Here is a 25,943-nt window from a genome sequence, read left to right as displayed (position 1 = left end):
TCTATCATGGATCGCAAATGATTAATATGGGAGGGGCAAGTAATGCGTACAAGGATAGGTATCATGCTATTGATCATAACAATGTTGACTCTGCTGCTGGCAGGCTGCGGCAAAGAATCGAACACGAATGCCGTGGTTGCGGGAGAGGAGGGAACCACCGAAACAGGTGACGGGAAGCTGCCGCCATATGAGGTGAAGCTTGTCTTTTATGGACCGGCACAGAAAGATTTGGAACTCGTTGAAAAAGAGATGAGCAAAATCACGCTCGAAAAAATAAATGCGACAGTTAAACTGGAAAGAATTGAACCGGCAGCCTGGGATCAGCAAACCATTCTCATGCTCACTGGAAATGAACAAGTCGATTTAATCGTGACGGGAGGCACGGACTTTTCAAGACAAGTAGCGCAAGGACAACTGCTGCCGCTGGATGATCTGCTTCAAACCCATGGTCAAGACATCACGAAAGCCTTCCAGCCGGAAATACTGGAGGCTACCAAAGTTGAAGGCAAAATCTATGCCATTCCAAGTATCAGGGACTTTGCCTCCAATACCAACGTTCTGATGCGCAAGGATCTGCTCGATAAATATAATCTCGATGCAAGTAAGGTGAAGACGCTGGACGATTTGGATCCGATTCTTGAGACCATTCACAAGAATGAGCCCAATATTACCCCACTTGGCAAGCCAGGCGCCTCGGCTTCTATCGTGGATCGATTGCTGGAAAATAACTGGGACATTCTTGGGGACTACATTGGCGTTTTGGATAGTTTGGATGACCTCAAGGTCGTGAATTTATTCGAAACCCCAGAGTACGCGAAGCTGTTAAAAACAGCCAGACGTTGGTATGAAGCGGGTTATATCAGCAAGGATGCGGCGACAAGCAAAGAATCAGCGGTCGATCTTATCAAGGCGAACGTCGGTTTCGGAGTTATTCAAAAAGGCAAGCCGGGTGCGCTTGCGCAAACGGAACAGCGTGTTAATACGAAGCTTGAGCTGATCAATCTGGGCAAGCAAATAACGAGTACAACCAATATTACTGCAATTATGCTCGGTATACCCTCTAATTCCAAAGATCCGGAACGTGCCATGATGTTCCTGAACCTGTTGAATTCGGATAGAGATTTGATCAACCTGATTGACTGGGGGATTGAAGGCAAGCACTACGTGAAGGTCGGCGAAAAATCAATTGACTTCCCACCTGGCGTCAATGCGACAAACAGCGGTTACAACATGCGCCAAGGATGGATGTTTGGCAATCAGCTTCTATCCTATACCTGGGTCACAGATAATCCTGATCTATGGGAGGAGATGGATCAATACAATCGGGAATCCAAAAAATCTGCCGCCCTCGGCTTCACCTACAACCCATCGCCGGTGAAAACGGAATTAGCAGCGATTACAAACGTTGTTCGTCAATTCCAAAGCGGTCTGGAGAATGGTGCTCTGGATCCGGAGGTCAATCTTCCTAAATTCAATGCTGCACTTCATGCTGCTGGCATTGACAAAGTTATTGCAGAGAAGCAGAAGCAATTAAATGAATGGGCAGAAAAAAAAAATAAGAAAGGGAGTTGAGCTTAAATGAAGGTATCTATTGGAGGATATTCGTTTCAAAACACATTTGTACAAGGTAAAATGGACGTTTTTGGCTATCTGGAAACGGTAAAATACCGTTACGGTCTGAATGTAGTTGATCTGTATAACGGGTTCTTTGTGGATAAAAGAGGGCCCGTATGGGAATTGGCGGATGATGATTATCTTCACAAAATTCGCGAAGCCTTGGATGAGAAAGAAATGACAGTCGTTAACTTTGCCATTGATACGGCTTCATTATGGGACCAGGACAAAGAAAGACGCGAGCAGCAATATCAAAATGCGTTAAAGCATTTGCGCGCAGCAGAGATACTAGGTGCTCAGACGGTGCGAATTGACACAGGCGGCTCGTATTCGAATGATCCTAATGGTGATTTCTTCGATATGAGTCAAGAACAGTTTGAGCATATCGTACAAAGATATCAGGAGTATAGCCGGATTGCTGCTGATTTTGGCAGTAAAGTTGGCCCGGAGAATCATATGGGGCCGTCTCTTAATCCTCATTTTCTGAAGCAGATCGCAGAGGCCGTCAACCATCCGAATTTCGGTATTCTGCTGCATGTTGACCGCTGGAAGGTTGATGCTGAGCTTGGAGACTCGATTATCGCGCCATGGGCCTCACATGTCCATTTTGGAGGAAATACGCTGGCTGCGGAGGATCGGGCGGTTCGAATTGCACAAACATTGCATGACAGCGGATTTAAAGAATATTGGGCAATCGAACATAATGCACCAGATAATCAATATGTTGAGGTGGAGTGGGCCGTTGCCGCCATGAAAAGAGTATTGTCGAAAGTAAATGATATAAAATGAACTTTAGAAAGTTACATTTCTCGTGCGCTGCGATGGCGAGTGTTCTTACGACCGCTGTTGTCTCCAAAATGCTTGAACTTATTATCCAATGAGGCATTTCGGAGACAAAGGCGGACGCTACGCTTCTTCAGAATCACTCGCCCTCTCCGCTCTGTAATGTTTAAATCTAAAGTTCATAATCATAGCTTTCGAAAAATTTGGGCTTAAAGGAGCGAATACAAATGAGTAAAATTCGAATCGGTATTATCGGTGTAGGATTAATTGGAATAACGCATCTGAAGAACTATGCTGAGATCGCAGATGCTGAGGTTGTGGCTGTCTGCGATATTAATGAACAAGCAGCTCGAAAAGTAGCCGGCCAATTTCATATCAAGGATGTTTACACCGATTTTAGGGAGATGCTGAGACGCACGGACATCGATGCCGTCGATGTCTGCCTCCATAACAACTTCCATGCACCTGTAACCAATGAAGCGCTTGAGGCAGGGAAACATGTGTATTGCGAGAAGCCGATTGCCGGGACCTATTATGACGGCAATTCGATGCTGGAAAAGGCCAAAGCTTGCAATAAGATGCTTCATATTCAACTGAACACGTTGTATAGAAAAGAGACGAAAGCCGCCAAAGCACTGATCGAGGAAGGAAGCTTGGGCAAGCTTTATCATGCCCGATCAACGGGGTTTCGGCGCAGAGGACGTCCGTTCGTGGATGGTTATGGCACCAAGTTTTTCAACCGAAAGGAAACCGCGGCAGGAGGCGCCTTACTCGACATGGGGGTTTATCACATTGCCCAGATGTTATATCTTTTGGACTTACCGAAGGTAAAAAGCGTATCCGGTAAAGTCTATCAAGAAATGGATATGGACGCGGCAAGAAGAGCCGAATCCGGGTTCGACGTCGAGGAGTTGGGTCTTGGATTTATCCGATTCGAAGGCGGGTTAACGCTTGATCTCATCGAGGCGTGGTCCATACATATGGGAGGTTTTGAAGGGTCCAGCCTGGTAGGCAGCAAAGGCGGGATTCGGCTCCCTTCGTATTCTTCCATATCTCAGACGAGCGGACTTAGCTTTCATACGACCATAGCGGACATGGACCTGGACAGCAACGTGAACCTGGACGACATGGAGCTTCGTTGGGGCAGACTCAAGGCGGATTATGACGCTTACAGTTCTTCACAACATCATTGGATCGCAGCCCTGCAGGGAAGAGTACCCCATCTGCCAACAGCGGAGATTGCGCTGCAAACCATGCTGATCAGTGAAGGCGTGTACCTGTCCGACCGGCTGGGACGCGAAGTAACTGCGGAGGAGATCATCACGCATTCTGCGTCGACCAACGTCAAATTGTAAGGGATGAAGGAATCATGTCGGATCAAATGATAAACCGGAATATGCTTGGAATGCTGAAGGTGTTCAACTTTGTGCTTTATGGGGCCTTGGCTATTTATAGCACGTTCTTCGCGTTATATCTCAAGGATACCGGGTTTTCCAATGTGCAGATCGGGCTTCTGGTAGCCGGCGGTCCGCTCATTGGGCTGGTAGCTAATCCATTCTGGGCGTATTGTGCAGACCGGTTTCGCAACAACAAGCGCATTCTGATTATTTGCCTGATCGGTAATTTCACATGCATGCAATTTGTATTTATGATGGAATCCTACACGTTGATTTATAGTCTGATGCTGTTTTATTTCATGTTTCAGAGCCCGCTGTTCACACAAAGCAACAGCTTGATCCTTAATGTCATCGAAGGAACCAACCGTAAGTTTGGAGAGTTTCGTGCGTGGGGGTCGCTGGGGTGGGCGCTTATTGCGGTCGCGGCCGGACCGATCATTGGTTGGCTGGGAATAAGCAAGCTCTGGATCGTATTCGATGTGATGCTGCTATTCGCCATTTTCTTTACCTTCCTGATGCCAAGCGGCAATGAAAGAGCACAGTCAGAGAAATTTACAAACAAAGGATATCTCATGGTGTTTCGAAATAAATATTTTTTGATCTTCGTTTGTTTGGGTGTGCTCATCTCGATCCCCAATTCGATCAATACGACTTTTCTCAGTATTTACATTAAAGGCTTGGGCGGATCGGATACGGTTGTCGGTTGGTCTGCGTTCGCCACGGCAATTCTGGAAGTACCCGTATTTTTATTGCTGGATCGGTATTTGAAGAAAAATTCACGTACCATGCTGACCTGGTTGACCGTGATCTGCCTACTCTTTTCGGCGCGCTGGTTATTGATGTCCGTGGCGGTTTCGGCAATACAGGTTATATTCATTCAATTGCTGCATTCCATTACATTCGGAGGCTATTACTACATTGGGACACAGCTTACTTCGCATCTTGTGCCCGGCGAATATCGCTCCAGCGGGCAAGCCGTTTATGGGCTGACGTGGGGAGGTATATCAGGAATCGTCGCGGGAATACTCGGCGGTTGGATGTTTGAAAATCTCGGGGCATCCGTATTATATCGGATTTGTTTTGGCATCACAATCTGCGGATTTATCGGTTTCTTCTTATTGCGGCATTCGTTCCGGACGACTGAGAATCAAGTTAACACGCAAAGCAAACAATTTAATTCATAGCCATATTTCATAGTGTCACTGAAAAACTGCCGTTATTTTGAGAGGCAGCGTCGTTGAAGTAACGGGCTAGAATAACAAATCAGCAAACTGAAGACGAATAACATAAATGCCAAAAAGTCCGCGAGGTTCGCGGACTTTTGTGCGTTTGGCAGCGCGCCGACTAAGGAGTTGGTGCTCACCGATCCTATTGGGATTGCAACGTAACAAATTGACAGAACCAGTCTAAGATAAGATCTATCTAAGCTGGGTCATGTCGTCGACATCTGGAGTTAATTCATATTGGAAAGTGAAACCTATTAGATATTCCCCGTTGTGACGAAATCGTGCTGTTAGATAAAATGAAATAAGGTTTAACCTCGCTTCTCCTTGATTCTATCTGGAATACAGGCAAAGTGCTTTCCCGTTCTTTCGTTCATATTATATAGGTCGCTGCCAGGCGGTTTTTTCTTTTTTAAGAGGAATTTGGCGCTTCGCGACTGTTTTATAGTAAGCTGAGATTAAAGTGAATTTAACCTGGGAACAGTGAGGACATGAAGATGACGAAGAAGCTATATTACGAATCTGCTTATATCCGGGAGTGGGAGACACGAATCACACGCAAAGTGAAGCGGGAGGACGGGAATTATTTGGTCATGGAGGAGACGGCCTTTTATCCGCATGGCGGAGGTCAGCCCTGTGACTTGGGATGGATCGATACAATCCCGGTTCTGGATGTCGTTCAGGAGGAGGGGGAGATCCTGCATAAAGTCAAGCATTTTCCCGAGACGGAAGAGGTCGGCTGCCGCTTGGATTGGGGGAGAAGGTTCGATCATATGCAGCAGCACAGTGGACAGCATCTGCTATCGGCCATGTGTCTGGAGGCATGCCAGGCGGAGACGCTCAGTTTTCACCTGGGTGAGGATTACGCCACCATTGATATCGCCAAGTCTGATCTGCCACAGCACGAGCTGATGATGCTGGAACTCGAAGTCAATGATCAGATTTACCTTAATCGCAAGGTAATGAATTATTTCGTGAGCCGGGAGCAGGCGGCCACATTGCCGCTGGTGAAGCAGCCGAAGGTAACCGAGGATATCCGGATCGTTGAAATCGAAGGTATCGAATATAATGCCTGCGGCGGGACACATGTCTCTGCAACGGGTGAAATCGGTATAATCAAGCTGCTGAGAGCGGAGAAGCAGAAAGGGTATACACGTATCTATTTTAAATGCGGCTATCGTGCACTCCGAGAATTTAATGTCGGCATGGAGATTCTAGGCAGCTTGTCGACTAGGTTCAATACCGCAAAGGAAGAGATTCCGGATCGGATTGCAAAATGGGATCAGGAGCAAAAGCAGCTCCAGGCCGAATTGAATGCCGTGAAGGCGGAGAATGACGCTTATCTGGCTGAAAAGCTGTTGGCGGACCGTCAGGGCAGCCTGATCAAGCATGTATTTGCGGACAAGCCGCTGAAGGATATGCAAAACCTGGCGGCCAAACTCACCGACCAAGCTGACGTTATCGTGCTCTTCGTATCGGGTACGGACCATAAGGTACTTCTCGTTCAAGGAGGGAAGAGCGAACTCGCCTGCGGTGCGTTCTTCAAGCAGCATCTGGCCGATTATCGCGGTAAAGGCGGAGGCAGTGACAAGATGGCGCAGGCCGGTTTTGCTAACGGTGAGGATGCCATGGCATTTTGCCATTTTACGGCGCAGACATTATCGGCGCTTGAAGGGGAATAGGCGGTATGAGCCGGAGCCCCGAATTTATGAATTCCACGTTCATGCACGACATCAGGAAATTGCAACGCAAAAACGCCGGTTGGTAACCAACCGAACCCGGAAGTGTCGAGAAAGTCCAAGGGACTTTCCGGCACTTCTTTTTAGGTGGGAGAATCAACGCACTTATGATTTTTTGCCGTGCAGGTTTACTTTTCCCTCATTTAAATGTGCTAATCTATTGTTATAACTTTACCATTCTTTAGAACTAATCACAGGAGGGTTCCCCTTTTGATCCAAGTAGCCGCAGCCATTATCGAAAACGAACAAGGACAGTTGTTAATCGCCAGAAAAAAGGCGGGAAAGCCTCAGGCCGGACGGTGGGAGTTTCCGGGAGGTAAGCTTGAGCAAGGCGAAACTCCGGCGGATTGCCTAAAGCGTGAGCTGCGTAAGGAGCTGCAGATCGCCATTGAGCCTTACGCGTATTTCGGAACCAATGACCATCGCTATGGCGAGAAGCATATCCGGTTAATCGCATACAGGGCGCGGTTCATCAGCGGCACAATGAAGCTGACCGATCATGACGAAGTCCGTTGGGTGAAGCGGGATGAGCTTGGCGAATATATTTTCGCGCCGGCGGACGTTGCATTCGTTAGCATGTTAATTGAAGAGGATGAACTTCCAAGTCCAAGGCCTGGTTCCGATCTTACTGAGACCGCGGATATTAAAACCATTCTCCGTCAGTCCTACGACAATCAGGCAGAACTCAGAAATTCATCCAGTCTGGAAGGCTGGAAGGTAGAAGAACGCGACCAAGTGCTGAATGCATTCCGGACAAATGATGTTCGAACCGTTTTGGAAGTCGGAGCCGGACCAGGGCGGGACAGTTTGTTTTTTCAGGAGCATGGCTTCGATATGACGACCGTCGATTTGTCCGAAGAGATGGTTCGTTTATGCAGGCAAAAGGGACTGCGCGCACGGATGATGGATTTTTATGATTTGGATTTTGTGGATCGTTCCTTTGACGCGGTATATGCCATGAACTGCTTGCTGCATGTGCCGAAAGCGCAGCTGCCGGATATCCTCACGGAAATCAAGCGTGTATTGAAGCCGGGCGGGTTGTTCTACTTAGGGCTGTATGGCGGAATGGAATCGGACGGGATTTGGGAGCAGGATGCTTATGAGCCGAAGCGTTATTTTGCTATGTATCCTGATGAGGAGATACGCATGAAGATCCAAGGTTATTTTCGAATCGAGGATTTCCATACGCGCGACATGGGCGAAGGAGCCCCTCATTTTCAATCCATGCTGTTGAGAAAAGGGGACGAGTTGGCTTGAAGCATCCACTTCAAACCATGACGTGAAAATGCCTTTACAGCAGGACCTACGAACAAAAAACACCATGCCGGTATATAACAAGCTTGTGCGGGACTTGATTCCGGACATCATTGCAGCGCAGGGCAAACAGTATATGACCAGGACGCTGGACGCGGAAGCCTATGCTGCGGAACTGAGAAAAAAGCTTCAGGAAGAGCATCAAGAATACATAACAGCTGCGCAGGACTGCGAAGCCGTCGAGGAGTTGGCGGATATGCTGGAGGTGATCTATGCTTTGGCGTCCATCCATGGAGCTACGGAGCAGGATCTGAATCAGGTGCGCCACGAGAAGGCGCAGCAACGCGGCAAGTTTCAGGAGCGCATTCTGCTGATTGAGGCGGAGGACTAAATTCCGGAAATCCGGAATGACATAAATAGACTTTAAACGTTTGCTCCAACAGGAGGGAGAACCTTTTGCTCGCAGAAATTCACCATAAAATTTCAAGCTCCGGCAGCAACCTGTCCGACCGGCTGGAGGACCAGCTGACCGGCGACGTTTTTGGGGCGCTTCGTTATCTTCCCTTTCAAATGGGCTTGAAGGAGATCCTAAAGGCGGTTCGCCTGAAGAACGCCGGGCACAATTTCCCGGACCCCATCTGGAAGAGGTTTGTAGAAACCACTCAAGACTATGATTATGAACTGAAGTTCTGGTACCGTCACGCCGAGGGAGAAATCGATCTGATCCTTGAGCATGCGGACGTCGTTCTGGGCATCGAAGTGAAGTATTACAGCGGCCTGTCGTCGGAAGACGACGAATCGGAAGAGATGATCTCGCCGGAAGAGAGCTGCCACCAGCTCGTCCGTTATTCCCGACTGCTTGAGGATATCCGCGGCGGGCGGCCTGCTTACCTCGTGTTTTTGGCTCCTTTCCAGATCCTGCTCCCCGTCGAAACGGATATGAAGGAACGTTCGCTGATTTCACCCGATGTCACGCTGGGCTTCATCGCCTGGCAAAATGTTTTGGAACAGCTGCAATCGGTGGATCCGGCAGCGCTCGATCGGGGGCAGCAAATGATCATCCAGGATGTTATCGATTTGTTAGTCCAAAAAGGCTTCGAACGCTTCCGAGGCTTCCTGCACCACATTCATAACATCCCGCTGGAGGAGAAGCCGTACCAATTCCAAAAAACATCCAGCTCGAAAACCCAACTACATTGGCCGACCACCACGGCGCTTCAGGAGGATTACTATGTCTACAACAAATGATCTGGGCGAGAATATCAGCCTTTCGGTCACCGTGCTGCGGGAAACCTACAAAAATCTGAATATGCTCATGAACGAAATGGACATGATCGGCGAGGAACTGGGGTTGATGCCGTTGACGTCACGATTCCTCAGGTGGAAGTCCGACGCTTATGAAGAGGGCTGGCTGCTGAGCAATTTTATCAAAATCTATCAGCTGGACGGCGATTCCGCCGGCAACGAGCGCGTGCCCGATGTGAAGGACGGGGATGTGTTCGTCGTCGAGATTGACCTGGAGGGACAGGACAACTACCCGGATATGACGCTATCCCGTTTCCGTTACGATTTCTCCAAGTGGGAGCGCATGCCCGCGATCGCGGACCATTGGCTGTTTCGCGATCCGTACTGGCTGGACAATCATTTTGATATTACCTGCGACGACGGCATTTGGCGGAGCAAGACGAAGGAGAAGTCCATCAAGAAGTATTGGGGACTCCAGCAGGCCATCGGGACAAGCATTCCGCTCACCTCCATCACGGACTCCGCGACGATCAGGGCGAACTTATTCGAGCAGCTGCTGACTTTGCCAGAAGCATAAGGTTAGGTCCCGGCATAACATGATTCAACCCGCACACGCTGGATTTTCTGAAAAGTGCAAACCTCGCCCTCAGACAGCTCTCCTGCGCGGATAAGCTTCACAATTTACGATCCACCAGCCGTGATTTCGAAGGCTATGGGGATGCGGTCTGGCACAGGTTTAACCGGGGATATGAGCCGCAGAAATGGTACTATACCAGCTTGGTCGAAAGCCTGGGATACGCCTCGCGCTTTCCGCTGCTGGATACGTTTCAGGATGAGAACTAAAGTTTAACCTTGCTTCTCCTTGATTCCATCCGGAATATAGGCGAAGTGTTTTCCCTTTCTTTAATTCAATTTATATGGATGGCAATGTTTTGGTTTTCTGACAACAAGGCTAATCCAATATGTGGTATGGTGTTAGTAACCTAATGTCCTGTTAAAATAACTGAGAATATGGATGCGGACAGCCAAAGGAGAATAAATGTTAACGACACAACAATTAAAAGATATTGAAAAATTGCAAAAAGAGTGTGAAATTCATGATCATCTACAACTGAAGCTTAACTGGGAAATGCTTAGAGCGCGGGAATCTGACCACCTGGATTTTCTCCATTATGAAAATGGCGAGCTTGTAGCGTTTTTAGGTTTGTATGCTATGGGTTCTACAGTCGAAGTGTGCGGAATGGTAAAACCAAGTGCACGACGAAAAGGGTACTTTCATCGATTGTTCCAACAAGGAATGGAGAGTGTTAAACAAAACGGATACAGGAAAGTTTTGTTGAACGCGCCTGCGGGATCCGATGCGGCAAAAGCTTTTTTGAGTAAACAAGGTGCTGAGTATGCATTCACAGAGCATCAAATGGAGTGGCAAGAAAAATCCCTTGAAGATACGGATGATATTCATTTGAGGCACGCAACACTAGATGATTACGAAATGCGCGTACGATTATCCGTTGCGTCGTTCGGATTGAACGAAGAAGACGCCAGAGCTATAGAAAGCGAGTTCTCCGAGGATACGGATATGTTCATGATTGACATGAGCGAAGGTACGGTAGGGAAAATTCGAGTGAGCCGAGAAGAGGGGCAAGCGTGGATTTACGGATTTTCCATTTTGCCAGAATATCAAGGCAGAGGAATAGGCAGAAAAGTGTTACGCCGAGTCATTAAAGAGCAAAGCATGGCGGGATATTCGGTACACTTAGAAGTCGAAACGAAAAACGACCACGCTCTAGGTTTGTATGAATCGGTTGGATTTAAAACAGTGCATTCACAAGATTACTATAGATGGATGAACTCGGCAGACTTGGTTTAACCGGTCTAACCAGTGTCCAGCCAAAGTTAACACCGCCGCCCCCCGAGCCTTCAATCCGGGGAGCTGGCTTAAAACCTGGAGTTTTTGGGAGTTTCCTTCGTAAAGGCTTCTCCTTTTCTTGTATTTCTTTTAGATGGATGATTAGCATTATATTTGCCTGTGTGAGCGCCTAGTTCCAGGGCCATTGTTTGACGGCCATTAATCTCTTACTCGGTCTAATTTTTAATAGAATTAAAAGAAAAATCCGAGCCATTATTGGCCCGGATTTTCTAAAAATATTCAGCATTTAGAAATTAAGATCTGGTTTCTCTAAATGCTCCCCAGTTCTTGCGTCAATGATAAATGGGGTCTCCTCATATGTTTGTTTATAGATCTTTACAGATTCTGCTCTAGACGGGGGGATCAGTACAGCAGGATTATTAATGGAACCAATCTTTCCATTAGATGCAGCTAATGCTACAGAACTTGTTGCAATCACTGAAATTACGGCTGTCAAAATAACAATTGCTTTCTTTTTCATGAAAAAACCACCTCTGTCTTAATTATATGTCAATGAGTTACGGATTTAATACCTCTCCACTACCAGTTATTCTACCATCTAAAACACCTGTACTCCATGTTTGTTGCGGTTTCGTCATTCTAAAACTAAGTGTGGCCCCTATTGGGACGCCAGTCCAATCAGCGTGCCTCCATCCACCAGTTAAAAATCGATAGGTACCTTGTGATACACCATTTGCATACAATGTAATATCATAATATCTTTGGCTAGGGTCAAGGATTTTAGGGAAATCACTTGTAACCCAGTCATAATTAGCAGTAATACGGACTGTAGTACTGTTTCCATTTTTCATATCACTTGCCGAAGACACCGAAGCATCAAATGTTGAATTAAAATAGTAAGGGAGTGGAACAGTGGCTAGAATACTTATATCATCTGTCCAGTTGCCGTTACTTGCCATTTTTATAAAAGGCGTTTCCGCATAGGTTTCTGATTGTATATCTTGTGCTTCCAAACGTCCCTCCTTTATGATTTTTAACTTACAATATATAAACACCACAAACTCCTAAAAAGTTACATAAATTATATAATATACCCAATAAATGAACTATTAATTGAAAGGAAAGGTAGCTACATAAGCATGCTCTGAGCGGATTTTATCCCCGATAGCAGATATGAAACTTGGGGGAGAACCAGGATTAAAACCGAGGGTGTTGCTCAAAGAGATTGAATGCCAGGTTGGATCCTGATCGAAGCCATCCAAGGGACCTCTCGGAAGGCCTCTTTGTTTATTAAAATAAAAAAACAGGGCTGACCCGAAAGGCTGCATCAATCGCAGCCTTTCGGATCAGCCCTTTTAAATTCCTATTGTAGTTTTACAGAGAAGTGTTTCTCCGTATTTCTATTACCTCATTTTTACAAATTACTTCACGCTTGGCAGCAATTTATTCAATAGGATCGCTGCAATCGAAGCGGCCAGGATCGGCGAGCCCAATAGATACTGCACGAAAGTAGGCAAAGAATGCAGGAAGTCTTGAGGGATCATCACTAAAGCTAAGGTTATGATCATCGGGATCGCGATAATATACATTTCTTTTTCGCCGATTTTTACGTTTTTCATCACCTGTATGCCGTTGATCGCGATGATGCCGCAGACGATGGTAAAGACGCCGCCGATGACGGCCGTTGGAATCGAAGAGATTAATGCGGCTAATTTACCCGAGCAGCCAAAGAGAACAAACCATCCTCCTACGGCAAGGAAAACGCGGCGGCTCGCGATGCCTGTGATGGAAATGATGCCGGCGTTGGTGGAGTAACCCGTAACAGGTGTTGAACCGAGCAAAGAAGCAATCAGACAGCTAATGCCTTCCCCAATGACGCCCCGGTTCAGATTTTTATCCGTTAACGGCTTATCGATTACGTTGCTGACGGCGAACCAAGTACCTGTGGTTTCAGCCAGCAGTACGAAATAGATAATGATCATGGTAATGATCGCTGAAAAGTTGAACGAAAAGCCAAAATCGGCAAAAGGGAGATGCGGCATGCTAAACCACTTGGCACTTTTAACAGCGGAGAAATCTAACACGCCCATAAAATTTGCTGTAATACATCCGACAACAAGCGCAACCATGACCGAAATAATTCGGAATATGGAGCCTTTATTACGAAGCAAAGAACCCAGAAGCACGAAAAGGATGAGTACAGCGCCTGAGATCAGGGCCAGCAACACGTTTTGATTGATTGTAGCATCCGTGGCGCCATAAATATTGTCTCTGATGGCCACAGGCAATAATGAAAGACCCACAATGAATATGATCGTACCGCCAACAATCGGCGGGATAAATATATTAACGATTTTATTGAAAATACCGGTATAGCCCAAAACGATAACTAAGATTGCGCCAACTAAGCTGGCACCTAATACGGAATTCCAACCTAATTGCCCACCGCCGCTAGCGGCATAAATACTGACGATCGCACCAAGCGGAACATAGGAAGGACCTTGGGCGACAGGCAGCTTCATGCAGAAATAAGTTTGCACAATCGTTGCAAGCCCAGCCGCAATAAAGGTAGCTTGAATCAACGCGGTTGACTGGCCGGATGATAAGCCGATTAACATCGCAATGAGGAAAGGGACGACATAGACGTCCATGGCAATAACATGCTGTAAGCCTAGGATGACGGATTTACCGAACGAGATTTTTTCATCAGGCAAAACAGTTAAATGTTGAGCGTGAGCTTGCTGGCCTGTTTGTGTTTCCACTCCGTTGTACACCTCGAACTTTCTATTTTTGTAAGATAGACATTTCTCTAATATTTCTTAACGCGAATGAACTTTTTCGCCCTGTACCCAAACTTCGCGGATATGCTCAGGCCGAATCAGATACATAATTTTCTGGAAAATGTCATGTAAATCCTCATTCTCATTAAAGATTGGCAATTTGGCGGATGGCAGCTTGGTATCGATGATTTGTACATCCCATGCATAGTTTTCTTGAATGCGGCCGATGGGTAAGCTTAAACTTTCGCCGCCGCCAGCCGTCGCAAGATAGAAAGCTTCGTCAACCGTAATGCGTGATCCCGGTACACCGCGATCTTGGGCAGGAAGGGAAGGATTAACGCCATCCTCCAGCATTCTTGAAGATATGACGGCTTGTCTGATGTTATCAAAAAGACTAGGCGAAAAACCTCCTGAAATATCTGACCCGAGGCCAATCTCCACACCTTTGGCATGAAAATGAGCTATGGGAATGACGCTATTGGCAAAATAGGCGTTGGATATTGGACAGTGGGCAATAGCCGTTCCTTTCTCGGCAAATAAATCTGCATCATCATCATTCAGGAAATTGCAATGTGCCATAACAGACTTATCACGCAATAGCCCAAAATCATGCAGAGCAAAAGCATCGTTCTTTTGGAAGCGATCTTGTACATAACCGTGCGCCCAATCGCTTTCGCTGCAGTGCGATTGAACATGCGTGTCATATTTATCTGCCAGTTCTCCCAGACCTTTCAAAGCTTCGTCTGTACAGCTTGGAATGAATCTGGGCGTCACAACGGGATAAACGCCTTGTTTCGTCGATTGGGCTAATTGTTGTACAGCAACAATAAATTCTTCCGTATCCGCCAGTGCCGTCCGGGTGTCAGCGTCGCGATAGTTTTCAGGGTTTTGCTCGGCATCATCCATGACCACTTTCCCGACGAGTCCACGCTGGCCTTTCTTGGCGCATATTTCAGCTAACAATAAACTGGCTTCTTTATGAACGGTCGCAAAATAAAGTGCTGTCGTTGTTCCGTTGGCAAGCAGGGTGCTGACCAAATCATCGTAGACCTCTTGTGCAAAATCCAGATCCGAGAATTTAGATTCAAGCGGGAAGGTATACGTATTCAGCCAATCATAGAGCGGAATATCTAACGCTGTTCCGGATTGGGCCCATTGCGGCGCGTGAACATGCAAATCGACAAATCCGGGCAATAGATATTGGCCTTCATTTAGAGCGTGGTAGTTGTCTTGACCTTGATAAGCATCCAGTAAAGGTTGATAGTCTGAATCCGCTGGGGCTACGACTTTTTCAATCCGTCCTTCATGATTGATGCAGAACAGATGGTCTTTTAATATTTGAATTTCTTTGGAAGATTTGCTGGAAAATGCAGTGCCTCGGAATAATTGCATATATTTATTCATAAGTACCGTCCTAATGTTCGTTTTTTGAATATGCTTTTGTTATTATATTCGCTGCAAAATGATAAGTCTACAGCTAAATACGAATGAACATGTTATATCCTGATAACATTGCGACACGTACAGAGCAGATGCAGACGAGTACGGAGAGGGATAGGGCGGTTTCTGCAGCATTCATCGATCCGGAGTTGAAACAGAAATGGAGATCGGGTGTGCTCCGGGAGATGGAGTCGATCACATGATCCAAGCCACTATGCAACCTTCTGCACGCAATAGGGGAAGCGACCTGCGCTGCGAGGGAATAAGCCTCATGATTTTTGCATAATTTTAATAAATTACACGGGTATATCGCCGTTCCGCTTCCGCAACCAGGCAGCATCCAAGCAGCTGCGAAACGGATACGATAATCCTATTTTCACATACGATATTGAAGTCAACTAAAGCGCTTACATGATATCATGTCAGTAGTTGGCCGTAACGATTGACGAATGAAATGCTGTCGGCTGGGAAGGAGAGGGCATTCTTTTAGAAATAACGTTTCGGTCAAAATACTTTTATGCAATCCGGATCTGCCTGACCGGGTTCTAACCATCGGAGGGAAGAAACTATGGCTAAAACGATTGTAGCCGTGATTGGCTGCGGAACGATTGCCAACAATGCGCATATCCCGGCGTACATGGCGAACGAGGATGCCGAGATCAAGTATTTCTGCGACATTCGCAAGGAACGGGCCGAGAAGGCCGTCTTGGAGTACGGCTGCGGCACGGCCGTAGAGGATTATCGAGACATTTTGGAGGATCCGGACGTGGTGGCGGTGTCGGTATGTACGCCGAACAATGTCCATGCTCAGATTGCGATCGATTGCATGCGCGCGGGCAAGCATGTGTTGTGCGAGAAGCCGGCGGCCAGAACGTACAAGGAAGCGCTGGAGATGCAGAAGGTGCAGCATGAAACCGGCCAAACGCTGAATATCGGCGTCGTCAACCGCTTCAATAAAGGCGTCAACATCATCAAGCAGATGATCGAAAACGGTGAGCTTGGCGAGCTGTACCATGTCGTGGTCAGCTTCCGTGCGCACCGCTCGATCCCCGGTCTGGGCGGAGACTTTACGACCAAGGCGGTTGCCGGCGGCGGGGCGCTCATTGACTGGGGCGTGCATTTTCTCGATGTCGTCATGTACTGCACAGGTGATCCGCAGCCGAAGACCGTGACGGGACAGGCGTATTCGAAGCTTGGCAAAGACATGCAGAATTACGCTTACCTCAACATGTGGGCAGGCCCTCCAAACTATGAGGGCAGCTATGATGTCGATGATTTCGTGACGGCCATGATTCGCACGGAAGGCCCGTCGATCACGGTCAACGGCGCTTGGGCGCAAAATATCGGCATCGAAGAAATGTACATTGATTTTCTCGGGGATCAAGCGGGCATTCGCCTCCAGTACGGTAAGGAATTCACGCTGTACTCGGCGAAGCATGGTGCATTGCTGGAAAGCACGCCAAATTATCCGAAGAGCGACGCCTTTCAAGTGGAGATCGACGGCTTTATCACGGGCATTCATTCCGGAGAAAAGCTGCCGTCGCATATCGATACCGTCATCCTGACCGCGCAAATGATCGAGGCCATTTACCAATCCTCCGAAGAAGGCCGTGAGATTTCTCTATTGGAAACGGAAGCGCCGGTATGAAAAAAATCGGCTTCATTGACTACTACCTCGATGAATGGCATGCCAATCAATACCCGGGATGGATCAGAGAAGCCTCGGGCGGAACGATGGAGGTCGCGTTTGCGCATGCGATCAAGGACAAGGAGCATGGGCTGACCAACCGGGAATGGTGCGTAAATCATGGTGTGGCGTGGTGCGACACGATCGAAGAGGTGATTGCACAAAGCGACTATCTCATCGTACTGTCGCCCGACAACCCCGAGCAGCATGAGGCCCTTGCGGAGTTGCCGCTCGCTTCAGGGAAGCCGACGTACATGGATAAGACGTTTGCCCCGGACCGGGCAGCGGCATTACGTTTGTTCGAGCGGGCTGCGAAGCATCAGACAGCCCTGTATTCCTCCTCCGCGCTGCGCTACGCGGCGGAATATGCGGAAGTCGAGCGAGCAGGGATTCGGGTGATTTCAAGCCTCGGGCCGGGTGCGTTCGAGAACTACTCGATTCACCAGATCGAGCCGGTCGTGGCGCTCATGGGCACGGACGCGAAGCGCGTCATGTTCGTCGGCACAGAGACCGCACCGACGCTGCTGATCGAGTTCGGGGGCGGGCGCCAGGCCACGATCCAGCAGCCGGGCGCCGGATGCCCGTTCATGATGGCCGTCAACTACGATTCGGGAGCCTGCCGCGTCTTGCAGCCGGCATCGGATTACTTCCAAAGCTTCATACGTGATCTGGTAACTTTTTTCGAGACCGGACAGTCGACCGTGCAGCCTGACGAGACGATTGCCATTATGACGATCATCGAATATGGGCTTATCGCCGCAAAGCAACCCTATCAGTGGATGGAGCTGCCGGAGGACCGGTAAGCGTAAGAATCAGAAAAGCAGCCATTTTCGCGGAGAACGGGAATGGCTGCTTTGCGTTGCGTTTGAATATAGGGCGGCAAACGATAACCTGTTGAATGACTTAGCAGGAGAGTTGCTTTATGGTCTTTTCGGACTCTGCTTGCAGGTGCTTAAGCTGCTCCGCAGTTCAATTTACAATCTCCATGGAGACTCGTTGATAGCGCATGGTGGCGCTGGAAACGAGTCTTTGGAGATTTTTTTGTATTGGGACGGGTTCGTTCGTGAACGTTCACGGACTCGGTTCTGTGAACTATAGGCCGGATGAACAAAAGTTTTTGGTTTAACGACATAAGTACCTGACAATAAGCAAAAACAGCGGAGGGGACGGAATCGATCTGAAGAAGCGCAGCGGTCGCCTTTGTCTCCAAGTTTCTACCTTTGAAAATATAATCAAGAAACTTGGAGACAACAGCGATCGGAAGAACGATCCGTACCCGAAGCGGCCGCTTTGCATATAGTCAGCACTTGAATCTTTGAAAATATAATCAAGTAATTTGGAGGCGGGCAGCCGATCGGAAGAGCGATCCGTGCCCGAAGCGGCCGCTTTGCACAAAGTCAGTTATTTTGTCAGCAGCAGGCCTAAATCCCCTTCGATTTCTCAACCGGCACACTCCCACGCTTGTTCCGAACAAGCCGATCCATGACCCGCCTGCTCCACCGGCCAAGCATAGAAAGGGTTTTCGCATCGACAAATCGGTAGAATACATGGGCTAATACAAAGATGAAAGGAGCTGTTAGGATAACGGTGAAGGTTACGCTTAGGCTGTAAGAGAATAGGGGGTGCAATTGATAGAAGATGTAGGAGCCCAGTGAGCAGACGATCGTAAAGTGGAGCAGATAGAAGGAAAACGATATTTTTCCAAGGTAGAGAAACGTTTTTCGGCTAAAAAGCGATTGGAGGCGAGGAGAATTCAGGAGGGCTATCAAAGTTAAACATGCGCCTAACGTATGGTAAAACACAAAGAACGAAAAGCTGGACGAGCTATTCCATACCAGGATGGAGTAAATGGTGCTCTCGGTGCCTACATAAGGGTAGGAGCCGAGGTATAGGCCAGCGCCAAGGAAGAGAGGGGGGATCCAAGGACGTTGAATGACGATTAGCCAATTTCGGCCGCTGTACATCAGGTCGCTGAGCGCCATGCCGAGGATAAACCCTAAATAATAGGAATCCATGAGCAGCAGGGCCAGAATCGCATATCCGATGATCCGAAGCCTGGAACTGCCGATGGTCAAGAGAAATCCGAAGATGAGGAAGGAACCAAGGAGCTCATAGGTCATGATAAAGCCTCTCGAATCATGACGGGGAGATGGGGATTAGCCAGAAATGGGTCGGGCATTGAAGATAACGTCGTTTGGCGGATATCGTCAAAAAATCCAAAGCCTAGCAGCATGACTGCGTAGGCCAATAAGACGGACAAGGCAGCAGGAATGGCCAACCGGAAATACCTGCGCAGCGCGGAGGCGTATATATGTATCTTGTCTTTCGTATGAAAATACCGCCAGCTGAGTACAAAACCGCTCAATACGAAAAACACGCAGACGGAGAAATTGCCGTTGAACAGCAGGTTCAGCGGAGTCCGCGCAGCCAAGCCTTCAAAGGCAAAATGGGCGATCTCCGGTTTTCCTTCAAAGACGGATGGCGAAAATACCTGAAAAAAATGAGAAACAACGACCACGCAGGCCGCCAGACCTCTTAAACCATCCAAATAAGCGATTTTTGACGTCATACAGGTTCAACTCCCCGGTTTTTTGTGATTTCAAGGATCAATTCTAGGCGAGTTTCAGGGGGAATGATTGTACTAAAGTATCAAGTTGCAAAGCGTGAGCGAATGTAAGCGAAGGCGGTTGTTAATCCAAGGGAGAAGCAGAGAGGAGTATTTCAGATGAAGAAGCTCGATATCGATAAACTGACCCGCTTGGGCGTGATCTATTTTAATTCCAAGCTGGAGATGCTGGAAGATTTGCGTTGCAAGATGTATCGAATGGATACCCTCGTCAGCTTGTCCACCCATTTTCATGACTATTTTCAGATATGGTACGTATCCAAAGGCGAATTTGTCCACATGTTCGGCACGCAGCAGTACCGGATCAAAAAAGGGGATCTGTTCCTCGTTCCTCCCTATACGCTGCATCGCGTGCAGGCCTTCGAGGAAGAGGTGGAAATCCTCGGCTGCGAATTCATGCCTACCTTCATTAACGAGCGGTTCGGCGATCCTTCGGGTGAACGGAGATTTTTCGATGCCAACTATTTGAAGGATTTTTCGCATTTGGATTGCTCCCCGCACTCACAGATCACTTTCGACGGTGTCACGGACGGCAGGATTCGAAGCTTGCTTCAGGGCATGCTCGGGGAATACGAGGAACGGACGCCTTTTTTTGAAATCGTGCTGAAAGCGAGTCTGCTGCAGCTGCTATCGATCATCATTCGCCAGGTGAACGGGGAGCTGGTGAAAGCCGGATTCCAAAAAATTGAGAGGTACCGGGACACGATGAACAAAGTCGTTGAATATATCGATCACAATGCGCATGAGGACATCAAGCTGGAGCATATTTGCGCCATATCCAATATGTCGAAGCCGACGATTTGCAGGTTGTTTAAAGAATGGACAGGCAAGACCTTCAACCGCTATCTCGTTGATTTACGCATCGCCAACGCGTTGGTGCTTTTGCAGCGTCCGTCCTTGTCGATCACGGATGTATGTTATGCCACGGGGTTTAATGAGCTGGCTTACTTCTGCAGAATTTTCAAAAAGTATACGGGCATCTCTCCCAATCAATTTCGAAAACAGGTGACAAACAGGTAGTTTGAATTTTAACGATAATCCAATTTATAGAGACAATAGTGAAATTAACTAAAGCGCTCACATGATAACATGTGGATAGTTAATTGCAGCAAACGCACTTCGTTGGTGTTGCTGTCCAAAGATTAAGGAGGGAAGAGATATGATGCGAAAAGGGAGTACGTGGGGGCTGATCTTGGTTTTACTGGTTACGCTTGTATCCGGCTGCGGAAGCAAGGATACGCCAAGCTCAGAAAAGGAAGGCGGCGAAGCGAAGAGCGTGGATACCCCGAAAGAAAAGGTGCAGCTGAGCTTCTGGTACGGATGGACCGGTCCGGAGGCGGAAGCGCTCGAAAAGCTGATCAAGAAATGGAATGAGGCCAATCCCGATATTCAGGTGAAAGGGTTGTCCCAAAGCGATTACCAAAAGCAGCTGACAGCCATTACAGGAGGCAACCCGCCGGATGTCGCGTCCAACTTCGGTTCGGATGTCGTGCCGTGGGGCGAACGGGGAGCCATGATGCCGCTGGATGACTACATCCAGAAGGATAATGTCGATCTGAGCGATTTTGTACCCGCTGCGCTTAGCTCTTCCCAGTCCAATGGCAAAACGTATGCCATTCCGATCGCCATGCATGTATCCATGCTTTTCTATAACAAAGATCTGCTGGAAAAAGCAGGCTTCAGCGGTCCGCCGGAGACGATGAGCCAGCTGAAGGAATACATCGCGAAGCTGAGCGTCAAAGAGGATGGAGGAAAACTGCAGCAGCTGGGCCTCTGGCCGGGCGTCGACGCCTATACATTCAGCTACGCTTATGGCGGCTCTTATTATGATGCAGACCAAAAGCAGGTGACTCCCGACAATGCGGGCGTCAAAGCGGCGGTTGAGTTCGGAAAAGGGATTTGGGATCAATTCGGATCCAAGGAGCTGGATCGATTTGCGTCCGGATTGGGGCAATACATGTCGCCTCAGAATCCTTTCTTCACAGGCAAGTATGCAATGACCATCGACGGCGAATGGCTGCCAACATTCATCAAACAGTACGCTCCGAATTTAAAATACGGCATTGCGCCCATTCCTTACGATGAAAACAATGCAAGCCTCAAAGATCCGGGCAACGTGTCCACAAGCGTATTTTATATTCCTAAAGGCGTGAAGCATCCGGAGGAATCGTGGAAATTCCTGAAGTGGATGGCCGAGCCGGAACAAATGGCGGAGTTTACCGCGGCCATCGGCAATTTGCCGACCCGAACCTCGCTGCAAACGCATGAGATCTACAAGGATGTACCCGGCTTCCAGGAATTTTTGCAATATTCCTCGAGTCCAAACCTGCACTCCTTCCCGGCAACGTCCTTTTCGACGGAGTATATGACGGAGTTCTCGAATCAATACAATGCGATTCTGCGCGGAGACATCGGCGTGGATGAGGGATTGAAAAGGGTGAAAGATAAGATTCAGGCACTAGTCAAATAATCCGGAATAAGGATCTAACTCAGCCGCGCACTTAGGCCGGGTTAGATCCAATCTATCACGAGGAGGACGTGCAGATGAGAGACTCCGTCTCCGGCAAAACGTCTTTAAGGAGAAAGGGCTGGACGAGAAAGGAATGGCATTATTTTTGGCTGGGGCTCATCTTCGCTTCCCCATGGATCATCGGGTTCCTGATTTTTACCGTGTACCCTTTCTTCAGCTCTCTATACTTCAGTTTGACGGAATATGATCTGTTTAATCCGCCAAGATGGGTAGGCATGGACAATTACAAGGCGATCATGAAAGACCATAATTTTTATAAATCTATCAGCAATACGCTGTTTATGGCGTTCATATCCGTTCCTGTCACGTTGTTCAGCTCTTTGCTCATTGCGATGCTGCTGAACTTCAAAGTCAAAGGCATCAATTATTATCGTACGATATTTTATCTTCCTGCAGTGATTCCCGGCGTGGCGAGCGCCCTGCTCTGGACATGGATGCTCAATCCGGACTTCGGCCTCGTCAATATTTTTCTCCGCTGGGCAGGTCTTCCCGATCCGGCTTGGCTGCTCGATCCTCAGTTTACCAAGCCTTCCCTGATTCTGATGGGACTTTGGGGCTCTGGAGCGGGTGCGCTTATATTTCTGGCAGCCCTGCAAGGGGTGCCGCAAACCTATTACGAAGCGGCCGAAGTCGATGGCGCCAACTGGTGGTACCGGTTTTGGAAGATCACGGTCCCGGCGCTGTCGCCGATTATTTTATTTCAGCTCATTATGGGTCTGATTGGCGCGTTTCAGATTTTCACGGAATCCTATATTCTTGCGGGGGGAAAAGCGGGCGGAGGCAACTCCCTCGGCGGACCCGCGCAGTCGTTATTATTCTACGCCGTCAATCTGTATCAGGAAGCCTTCATCAATCTGAAGATGGGCTACGCTTCGGCGCTGGCCTGGATCCTGTTCATTATTGTCATGCTGATTACGCTGCTGGTTCTGAAAACATCCAAACGCTGGGTTTACTACGGAGGTGAATAGCGAATGAGCGCTGCAAAGCTGCTTCGAACGAAGATTTTTCCGCATACGATGCTGATCCTGTTCTCGGTACTTTTTTTGTTTCCTTTCGTTTGGCTTGTGTTCACCTCGCTCAAGTCGTCGACTGAAATTTTCGAGCTGCCGCCGCGAATCATACCGGAAGCCTTTCAATGGTCGAATTACAAGGCCGCGTTAGAAACCGTGCCGTTTGGCCGTTACATGCTGAATACCGTGATCATCTGCGTGGTGTGCATTATTGGACAATTATTCGCTTCTCCGCTCGTTGCCTATTCGATTTCCCGAATCCCATGGGCGGGAAGCAAAGTCATCTTTGCGATCGTCTTGGCTACGATGATCCTGCCGTCGCAGGTGCAATTGATTCCGCAGTATATCATTTTTGCCAAGCTTGGATGGATCAACACCATTCTGCCGCTTACGATCGGGGCCTTTTTCGGAGCGCCGTTCTACATTTTCTTATTGCGGCAGTTTCTCTTAGGCATTCCAAGGGAGCTGTCTGAAGCTGCAAAAATGGACGGGGCTTCGGAATTCCGCATCTACTCTCAAATTATTCTGCCAACCTTGAAGCCGGCGTTAGCGACGGTGGCTTTGTTTACCTTCGTGGGTGCCTATACGGACTTTATGGGTCCGCTTATTTACTTGAACGATGCTGCCAAATGGACGCTTACGCTCGGTCTGCAGGGATTCCAGCAGGATCACGGGGCACAATGGGAAAAGCTGATGGCTGCGTCAACGATTATGGCAATTCCGATGATTTTGCTCTATTTTTTCGGGCAGAAATACTATATGCAGTCCGGGTCGGCGTTTACCGGGTTCAAATAGAGATTGGCTGCGATCAAAATGGCTATCGCCAAAGGAAGGCGATTTTTCCCCATACAAACAAGCTGGTTGGAGATCCCAACCGGTTTTTTTGTTCAACCATGCAGCACTGTAACTTTGCGACGGCTGGCAGCGTCCATATGAAAGTAAGTGGAATTTCTTATGAAATCAGGGAGGATACCGATCATGCGAAAATGGACAATGGCGTCCGCCGGGCTGCTGCTCGCCGGAACGCTTGGAAGTGTCTGGACAGGCTCACCCGCGTGGGCTCAAACATCCGGTCCGAACGCAAGTTATTCGAGCCCGGGCTCGGATTTTTATTCGGCGAATCCGGTGCCGCTCACCAAGCCGACATGGACGGCGGCGCTCGATGCGCCCAAGAGCTCGTCCGCCTCCAATCCTTCCGCGGTCACCGCGGGGCAGGGGCGCGTCTACTACATCGCTGGCGGCAAGCTGATCGCGAAGGCGGCCGCCACCGGAAAGACGCTGTGGTCTTTCGGGACGGGGCTTGGCGATGCCGCCATCGCGGATTCAAACGGAACAGCGCTTTACGTTGGCGCCAAAGACGGCTCAATCTATCGGGTCGATGCGGCCACTGGCCAAGGCGCGCGCATCTACCGGGCTCCTTCGGGGCAGATGCCGTCGGTATCCGTGGACGGCGGGACCTTGTATGTCTTTGCCGGCGGATCGCTTATCTCGGTCGATCTGGCAACAGGCAAGGAGAAATGGCGGAATCAGGACGGCAAGTCCTTGCCTCAGCGCGTCGGCGGCACGCTGCTATCAGGGGCCGTAGAGTCGGGAGCGATTACCGTCTATACAACCTACGCGATCGATCCCGCCACGGGCAAGACGCTCTGGCGGCTGTCCGGCGACCATTCGGGTCTTCTTAAATCGGAAGGGGATAAGCTGTACTTCCAGGACCAATGGCCGAATGCCGATTACGTAGAGACTTCGGCGAACATCGACGAGGTGGATGTGAAGACCGGCAAAATTACGGCAAGCAAGAAGTTCGTCGCCAAAACGGAAGGCGGCAGTCCGGTCTACCCCCCGTCCAAAGTGGTGATGGACGGCAATGATGTCTATGCAGCTGTGGCCGGGGAGGGTGTCTATCGCTTCAATTATGACACCGACCCCGCCGTTGTGAAGCCGGAATTGATTGCGGACCGGGGTGAATTCATCGCCGGCCCCTATAACGGCAAGCTGTTTTTCCTGAATGAAGACAATCGCGGGATTCATGCGCGCAAAGTCGTGGATCGCTCGATGGTCTATTATAACGGCCCCGACAATCCGGCCTCCCGCATCGATATGATCCAATCCGGTTTGTTCGTCGGGCAGACGGACGGTACGGTGTACGCGCTGAACGTCTCAACGGGCAAAGCCTTATTCCGTGTGCAGACGGCGGCCCGCAGTTACGGGGCGTTCCAGGTAGAGAGCGGCATGCTGCTCGTCCAGGCGGAAGGCCAACTGTATGCTTATCCGCTGCCTTCCGAATTGATGAAGCCAGCTTCTACGGGCAGTGCGGCGGGCGCTTTTATGAAGTCGGATGCCAAGGTCACGCTGGATGGGAAGGCGCTCGCGCTGCCGGCCGGGACGGGCGTCATGACAACGGACAACCGGATGTTCATCCCTTTCCGATCGCTGACGGAAGCGCTCGGAGCCAAGGTCGCCTACGACGCGCCGACGAAGCGGACGACCGTGACCTACGGATCTCGCGTCTTCTCGATCGCGGACGGCTCTCCTTTCGCTCTCGCAGACGGGAAGCAAGTCGCGCTGACCTACTCGCCGGCGACGCTGAACGATTCGCTTTATGTTCCGATCAAGGACTTTGGCGATCTGCTGGGTGTTCAAGTGAAATGGAACGCCGGCACGCGCACGGTGGAAGTCTCCAAGGAAGCAGCCGCGGCGAAATAGAAAAGGGCGACGGGGTTCAAATAACAGGATCATGCTTGAAAA

At 49.0% G+C, this 25,943-nt stretch carries 23 protein-coding genes; 17 read left to right on the top strand and 6 right to left on the bottom strand.

Annotation, left to right across the window (positions count from 1 at the left end):
• Positions 1-42 precede the first annotated feature (42 nt).
• The 10 genes from KJS65_RS26710 to KJS65_RS26660 all read left to right on the top strand — a co-directional run bounded on the left by KJS65_RS26710 (position 43) and on the right by KJS65_RS26660 (position 11,125).
• Entirely contained in the window at positions 43-1,572 is a 1,530-nt protein-coding gene (locus tag KJS65_RS26710; protein WP_213652867.1) for an ABC transporter substrate-binding protein, read from the top strand.
• 6 nt (positions 1,573-1,578) lie between these two features.
• Complete coding sequence (locus tag KJS65_RS26705; protein WP_213652866.1) at positions 1,579-2,403, top strand: sugar phosphate isomerase/epimerase family protein; 825 nt, start codon at positions 1,579-1,581, stop codon at positions 2,401-2,403.
• Between the two features lie 221 nt (positions 2,404-2,624).
• Positions 2,625-3,752 carry a Gfo/Idh/MocA family protein gene (locus KJS65_RS26700; RefSeq protein WP_213652865.1) on the top strand — a complete coding sequence of 376 codons (1,128 nt, stop codon included), beginning with the start codon at positions 2,625-2,627 and terminating at the stop codon, positions 3,750-3,752.
• 14 nt (positions 3,753-3,766) lie between these two features.
• On the top strand, positions 3,767-4,978 hold the full coding sequence (locus KJS65_RS26695; RefSeq protein ID WP_213652864.1) for an MFS transporter: 1,212 nt from the start codon (positions 3,767-3,769) through the stop codon (positions 4,976-4,978).
• A gap of 536 nt (positions 4,979-5,514) precedes the next feature.
• The gene (locus tag KJS65_RS26690) at positions 5,515-6,699 is read left to right on the top strand and encodes an alanyl-tRNA editing protein (RefSeq protein ID WP_213652863.1); all 1,185 of its coding nucleotides are present in this window, start codon (positions 5,515-5,517) and stop codon (positions 6,697-6,699) included.
• Positions 6,700-6,966: 267 nt separating this feature from the next.
• Positions 6,967-8,013 (top strand): 8-oxo-dGTP diphosphatase MutT, encoded by a 1,047-nt coding sequence (mutT, locus tag KJS65_RS26680; protein ID WP_244864863.1) that lies wholly within the window; start codon positions 6,967-6,969, stop codon positions 8,011-8,013.
• A 64-nt stretch (positions 8,014-8,077) separates the two neighbouring features.
• Positions 8,078-8,401, top strand: a complete 324-nt coding sequence (locus tag KJS65_RS26675) for a nucleoside triphosphate pyrophosphohydrolase (RefSeq protein ID WP_213652862.1) — start codon at positions 8,078-8,080, stop codon at positions 8,399-8,401.
• Positions 8,402-8,466: 65 nt separating this feature from the next.
• Positions 8,467-9,258, top strand: a complete 792-nt coding sequence (locus KJS65_RS26670; RefSeq protein WP_213652861.1) for a hypothetical protein — start codon at positions 8,467-8,469, stop codon at positions 9,256-9,258.
• Complete coding sequence (locus tag KJS65_RS26665; RefSeq protein WP_213652860.1) at positions 9,242-9,832, top strand: hypothetical protein; 591 nt, start codon at positions 9,242-9,244, stop codon at positions 9,830-9,832. Before KJS65_RS26670 ends, KJS65_RS26665 begins: the two co-directional genes overlap by 17 nt.
• A 462-nt stretch (positions 9,833-10,294) precedes the next feature.
• Positions 10,295-11,125: a GNAT family N-acetyltransferase gene (locus KJS65_RS26660; protein ID WP_213652859.1), complete on the top strand. Its 831-nt coding sequence runs from the start codon at positions 10,295-10,297 to the stop codon at positions 11,123-11,125.
• Positions 11,126-11,411: 286 nt separating this feature from the next.
• Here the strand turns inward: KJS65_RS26660 and KJS65_RS26655 are convergent, their stop codons facing one another.
• From KJS65_RS26655 to guaD, 4 genes are all read right to left on the bottom strand, one after another.
• The gene (locus tag KJS65_RS26655; RefSeq protein ID WP_213652858.1) at positions 11,412-11,645 is read right to left on the bottom strand and encodes a hypothetical protein; all 234 of its coding nucleotides are present in this window, start codon (positions 11,643-11,645) and stop codon (positions 11,412-11,414) included.
• A 37-nt stretch (positions 11,646-11,682) separates the two neighbouring features.
• The gene (locus KJS65_RS26650; protein ID WP_213652857.1) at positions 11,683-12,138 is read right to left on the bottom strand and encodes a hypothetical protein; all 456 of its coding nucleotides are present in this window, start codon (positions 12,136-12,138) and stop codon (positions 11,683-11,685) included.
• A 408-nt stretch (positions 12,139-12,546) separates the two neighbouring features.
• Complete coding sequence (locus tag KJS65_RS26645) at positions 12,547-13,887, bottom strand: uracil-xanthine permease family protein (protein WP_213652856.1); 1,341 nt, start codon at positions 13,885-13,887, stop codon at positions 12,547-12,549.
• 57 nt (positions 13,888-13,944) lie between these two features.
• On the bottom strand, positions 13,945-15,309 hold the full coding sequence (guaD, locus tag KJS65_RS26640) for a guanine deaminase (RefSeq protein WP_213652855.1): 1,365 nt from the start codon (positions 15,307-15,309) through the stop codon (positions 13,945-13,947).
• Positions 15,310-15,913: 604 nt separating this feature from the next.
• Here guaD and KJS65_RS26635 point away from each other — a divergent pair.
• Together KJS65_RS26635 and KJS65_RS26630 are read left to right on the top strand one after the other, a co-directional pair.
• Positions 15,914-16,993 carry a Gfo/Idh/MocA family protein gene (locus KJS65_RS26635; RefSeq protein ID WP_213652854.1) on the top strand — a complete coding sequence of 360 codons (1,080 nt, stop codon included), beginning with the start codon at positions 15,914-15,916 and terminating at the stop codon, positions 16,991-16,993.
• A complete protein-coding gene (locus KJS65_RS26630) occupies positions 16,990-17,835 on the top strand; it encodes a Gfo/Idh/MocA family oxidoreductase (protein ID WP_213652853.1) in 846 nt (281 codons plus the stop codon). Before KJS65_RS26635 ends, KJS65_RS26630 begins: the two co-directional genes overlap by 4 nt.
• 618 nt (positions 17,836-18,453) lie before the next feature.
• On the opposite strand, the gene KJS65_RS29995 is transcribed toward KJS65_RS26630, so the two are convergent.
• Positions 18,454-19,152: an acyltransferase family protein gene (locus KJS65_RS29995; RefSeq protein ID WP_244864861.1), complete on the bottom strand. Its 699-nt coding sequence runs from the start codon at positions 19,150-19,152 to the stop codon at positions 18,454-18,456.
• Positions 19,149-19,601, bottom strand: coding sequence for an acyltransferase family protein (locus KJS65_RS29990; RefSeq protein WP_244864859.1), 453 nt, complete (start codon positions 19,599-19,601; stop codon positions 19,149-19,151). The genes KJS65_RS29995 and KJS65_RS29990 overlap by 4 nt, the downstream gene beginning before the upstream one ends.
• Before the next feature lie 156 nt (positions 19,602-19,757).
• Between KJS65_RS29990 and KJS65_RS26620 the strand changes: the two genes are divergently transcribed.
• The 5 genes from KJS65_RS26620 to KJS65_RS26600 all read left to right on the top strand — a co-directional run bounded on the left by KJS65_RS26620 (position 19,758) and on the right by KJS65_RS26600 (position 25,901).
• A complete protein-coding gene (locus tag KJS65_RS26620; protein WP_213652852.1) occupies positions 19,758-20,678 on the top strand; it encodes a helix-turn-helix domain-containing protein in 921 nt (306 codons plus the stop codon).
• Between the two features lie 139 nt (positions 20,679-20,817).
• The gene (locus tag KJS65_RS26615) at positions 20,818-22,128 is read left to right on the top strand and encodes an ABC transporter substrate-binding protein (RefSeq protein WP_213652851.1); all 1,311 of its coding nucleotides are present in this window, start codon (positions 20,818-20,820) and stop codon (positions 22,126-22,128) included.
• A 74-nt stretch (positions 22,129-22,202) separates the two neighbouring features.
• Entirely contained in the window at positions 22,203-23,156 is a 954-nt protein-coding gene (locus tag KJS65_RS26610) for a carbohydrate ABC transporter permease (RefSeq protein ID WP_213652850.1), read from the top strand.
• Between the two features lie 3 nt (positions 23,157-23,159).
• Positions 23,160-23,993 (top strand): carbohydrate ABC transporter permease, encoded by an 834-nt coding sequence (locus KJS65_RS26605; protein WP_213652849.1) that lies wholly within the window; start codon positions 23,160-23,162, stop codon positions 23,991-23,993.
• Positions 23,994-24,176: 183 nt separating this feature from the next.
• The gene (locus KJS65_RS26600) at positions 24,177-25,901 is read left to right on the top strand and encodes an outer membrane protein assembly factor BamB family protein (RefSeq protein ID WP_213652848.1); all 1,725 of its coding nucleotides are present in this window, start codon (positions 24,177-24,179) and stop codon (positions 25,899-25,901) included.
• Positions 25,902-25,943 lie beyond the last annotated feature (42 nt).

The sequence above is a fragment of the Paenibacillus sp. J23TS9 genome (genome assembly GCF_018403225.1).
GTDB lineage: Bacteria > Bacillota > Bacilli > Paenibacillales > Paenibacillaceae > Paenibacillus_AQ.
This window is presented reverse-complemented; position numbering and strand designations above follow the sequence as displayed.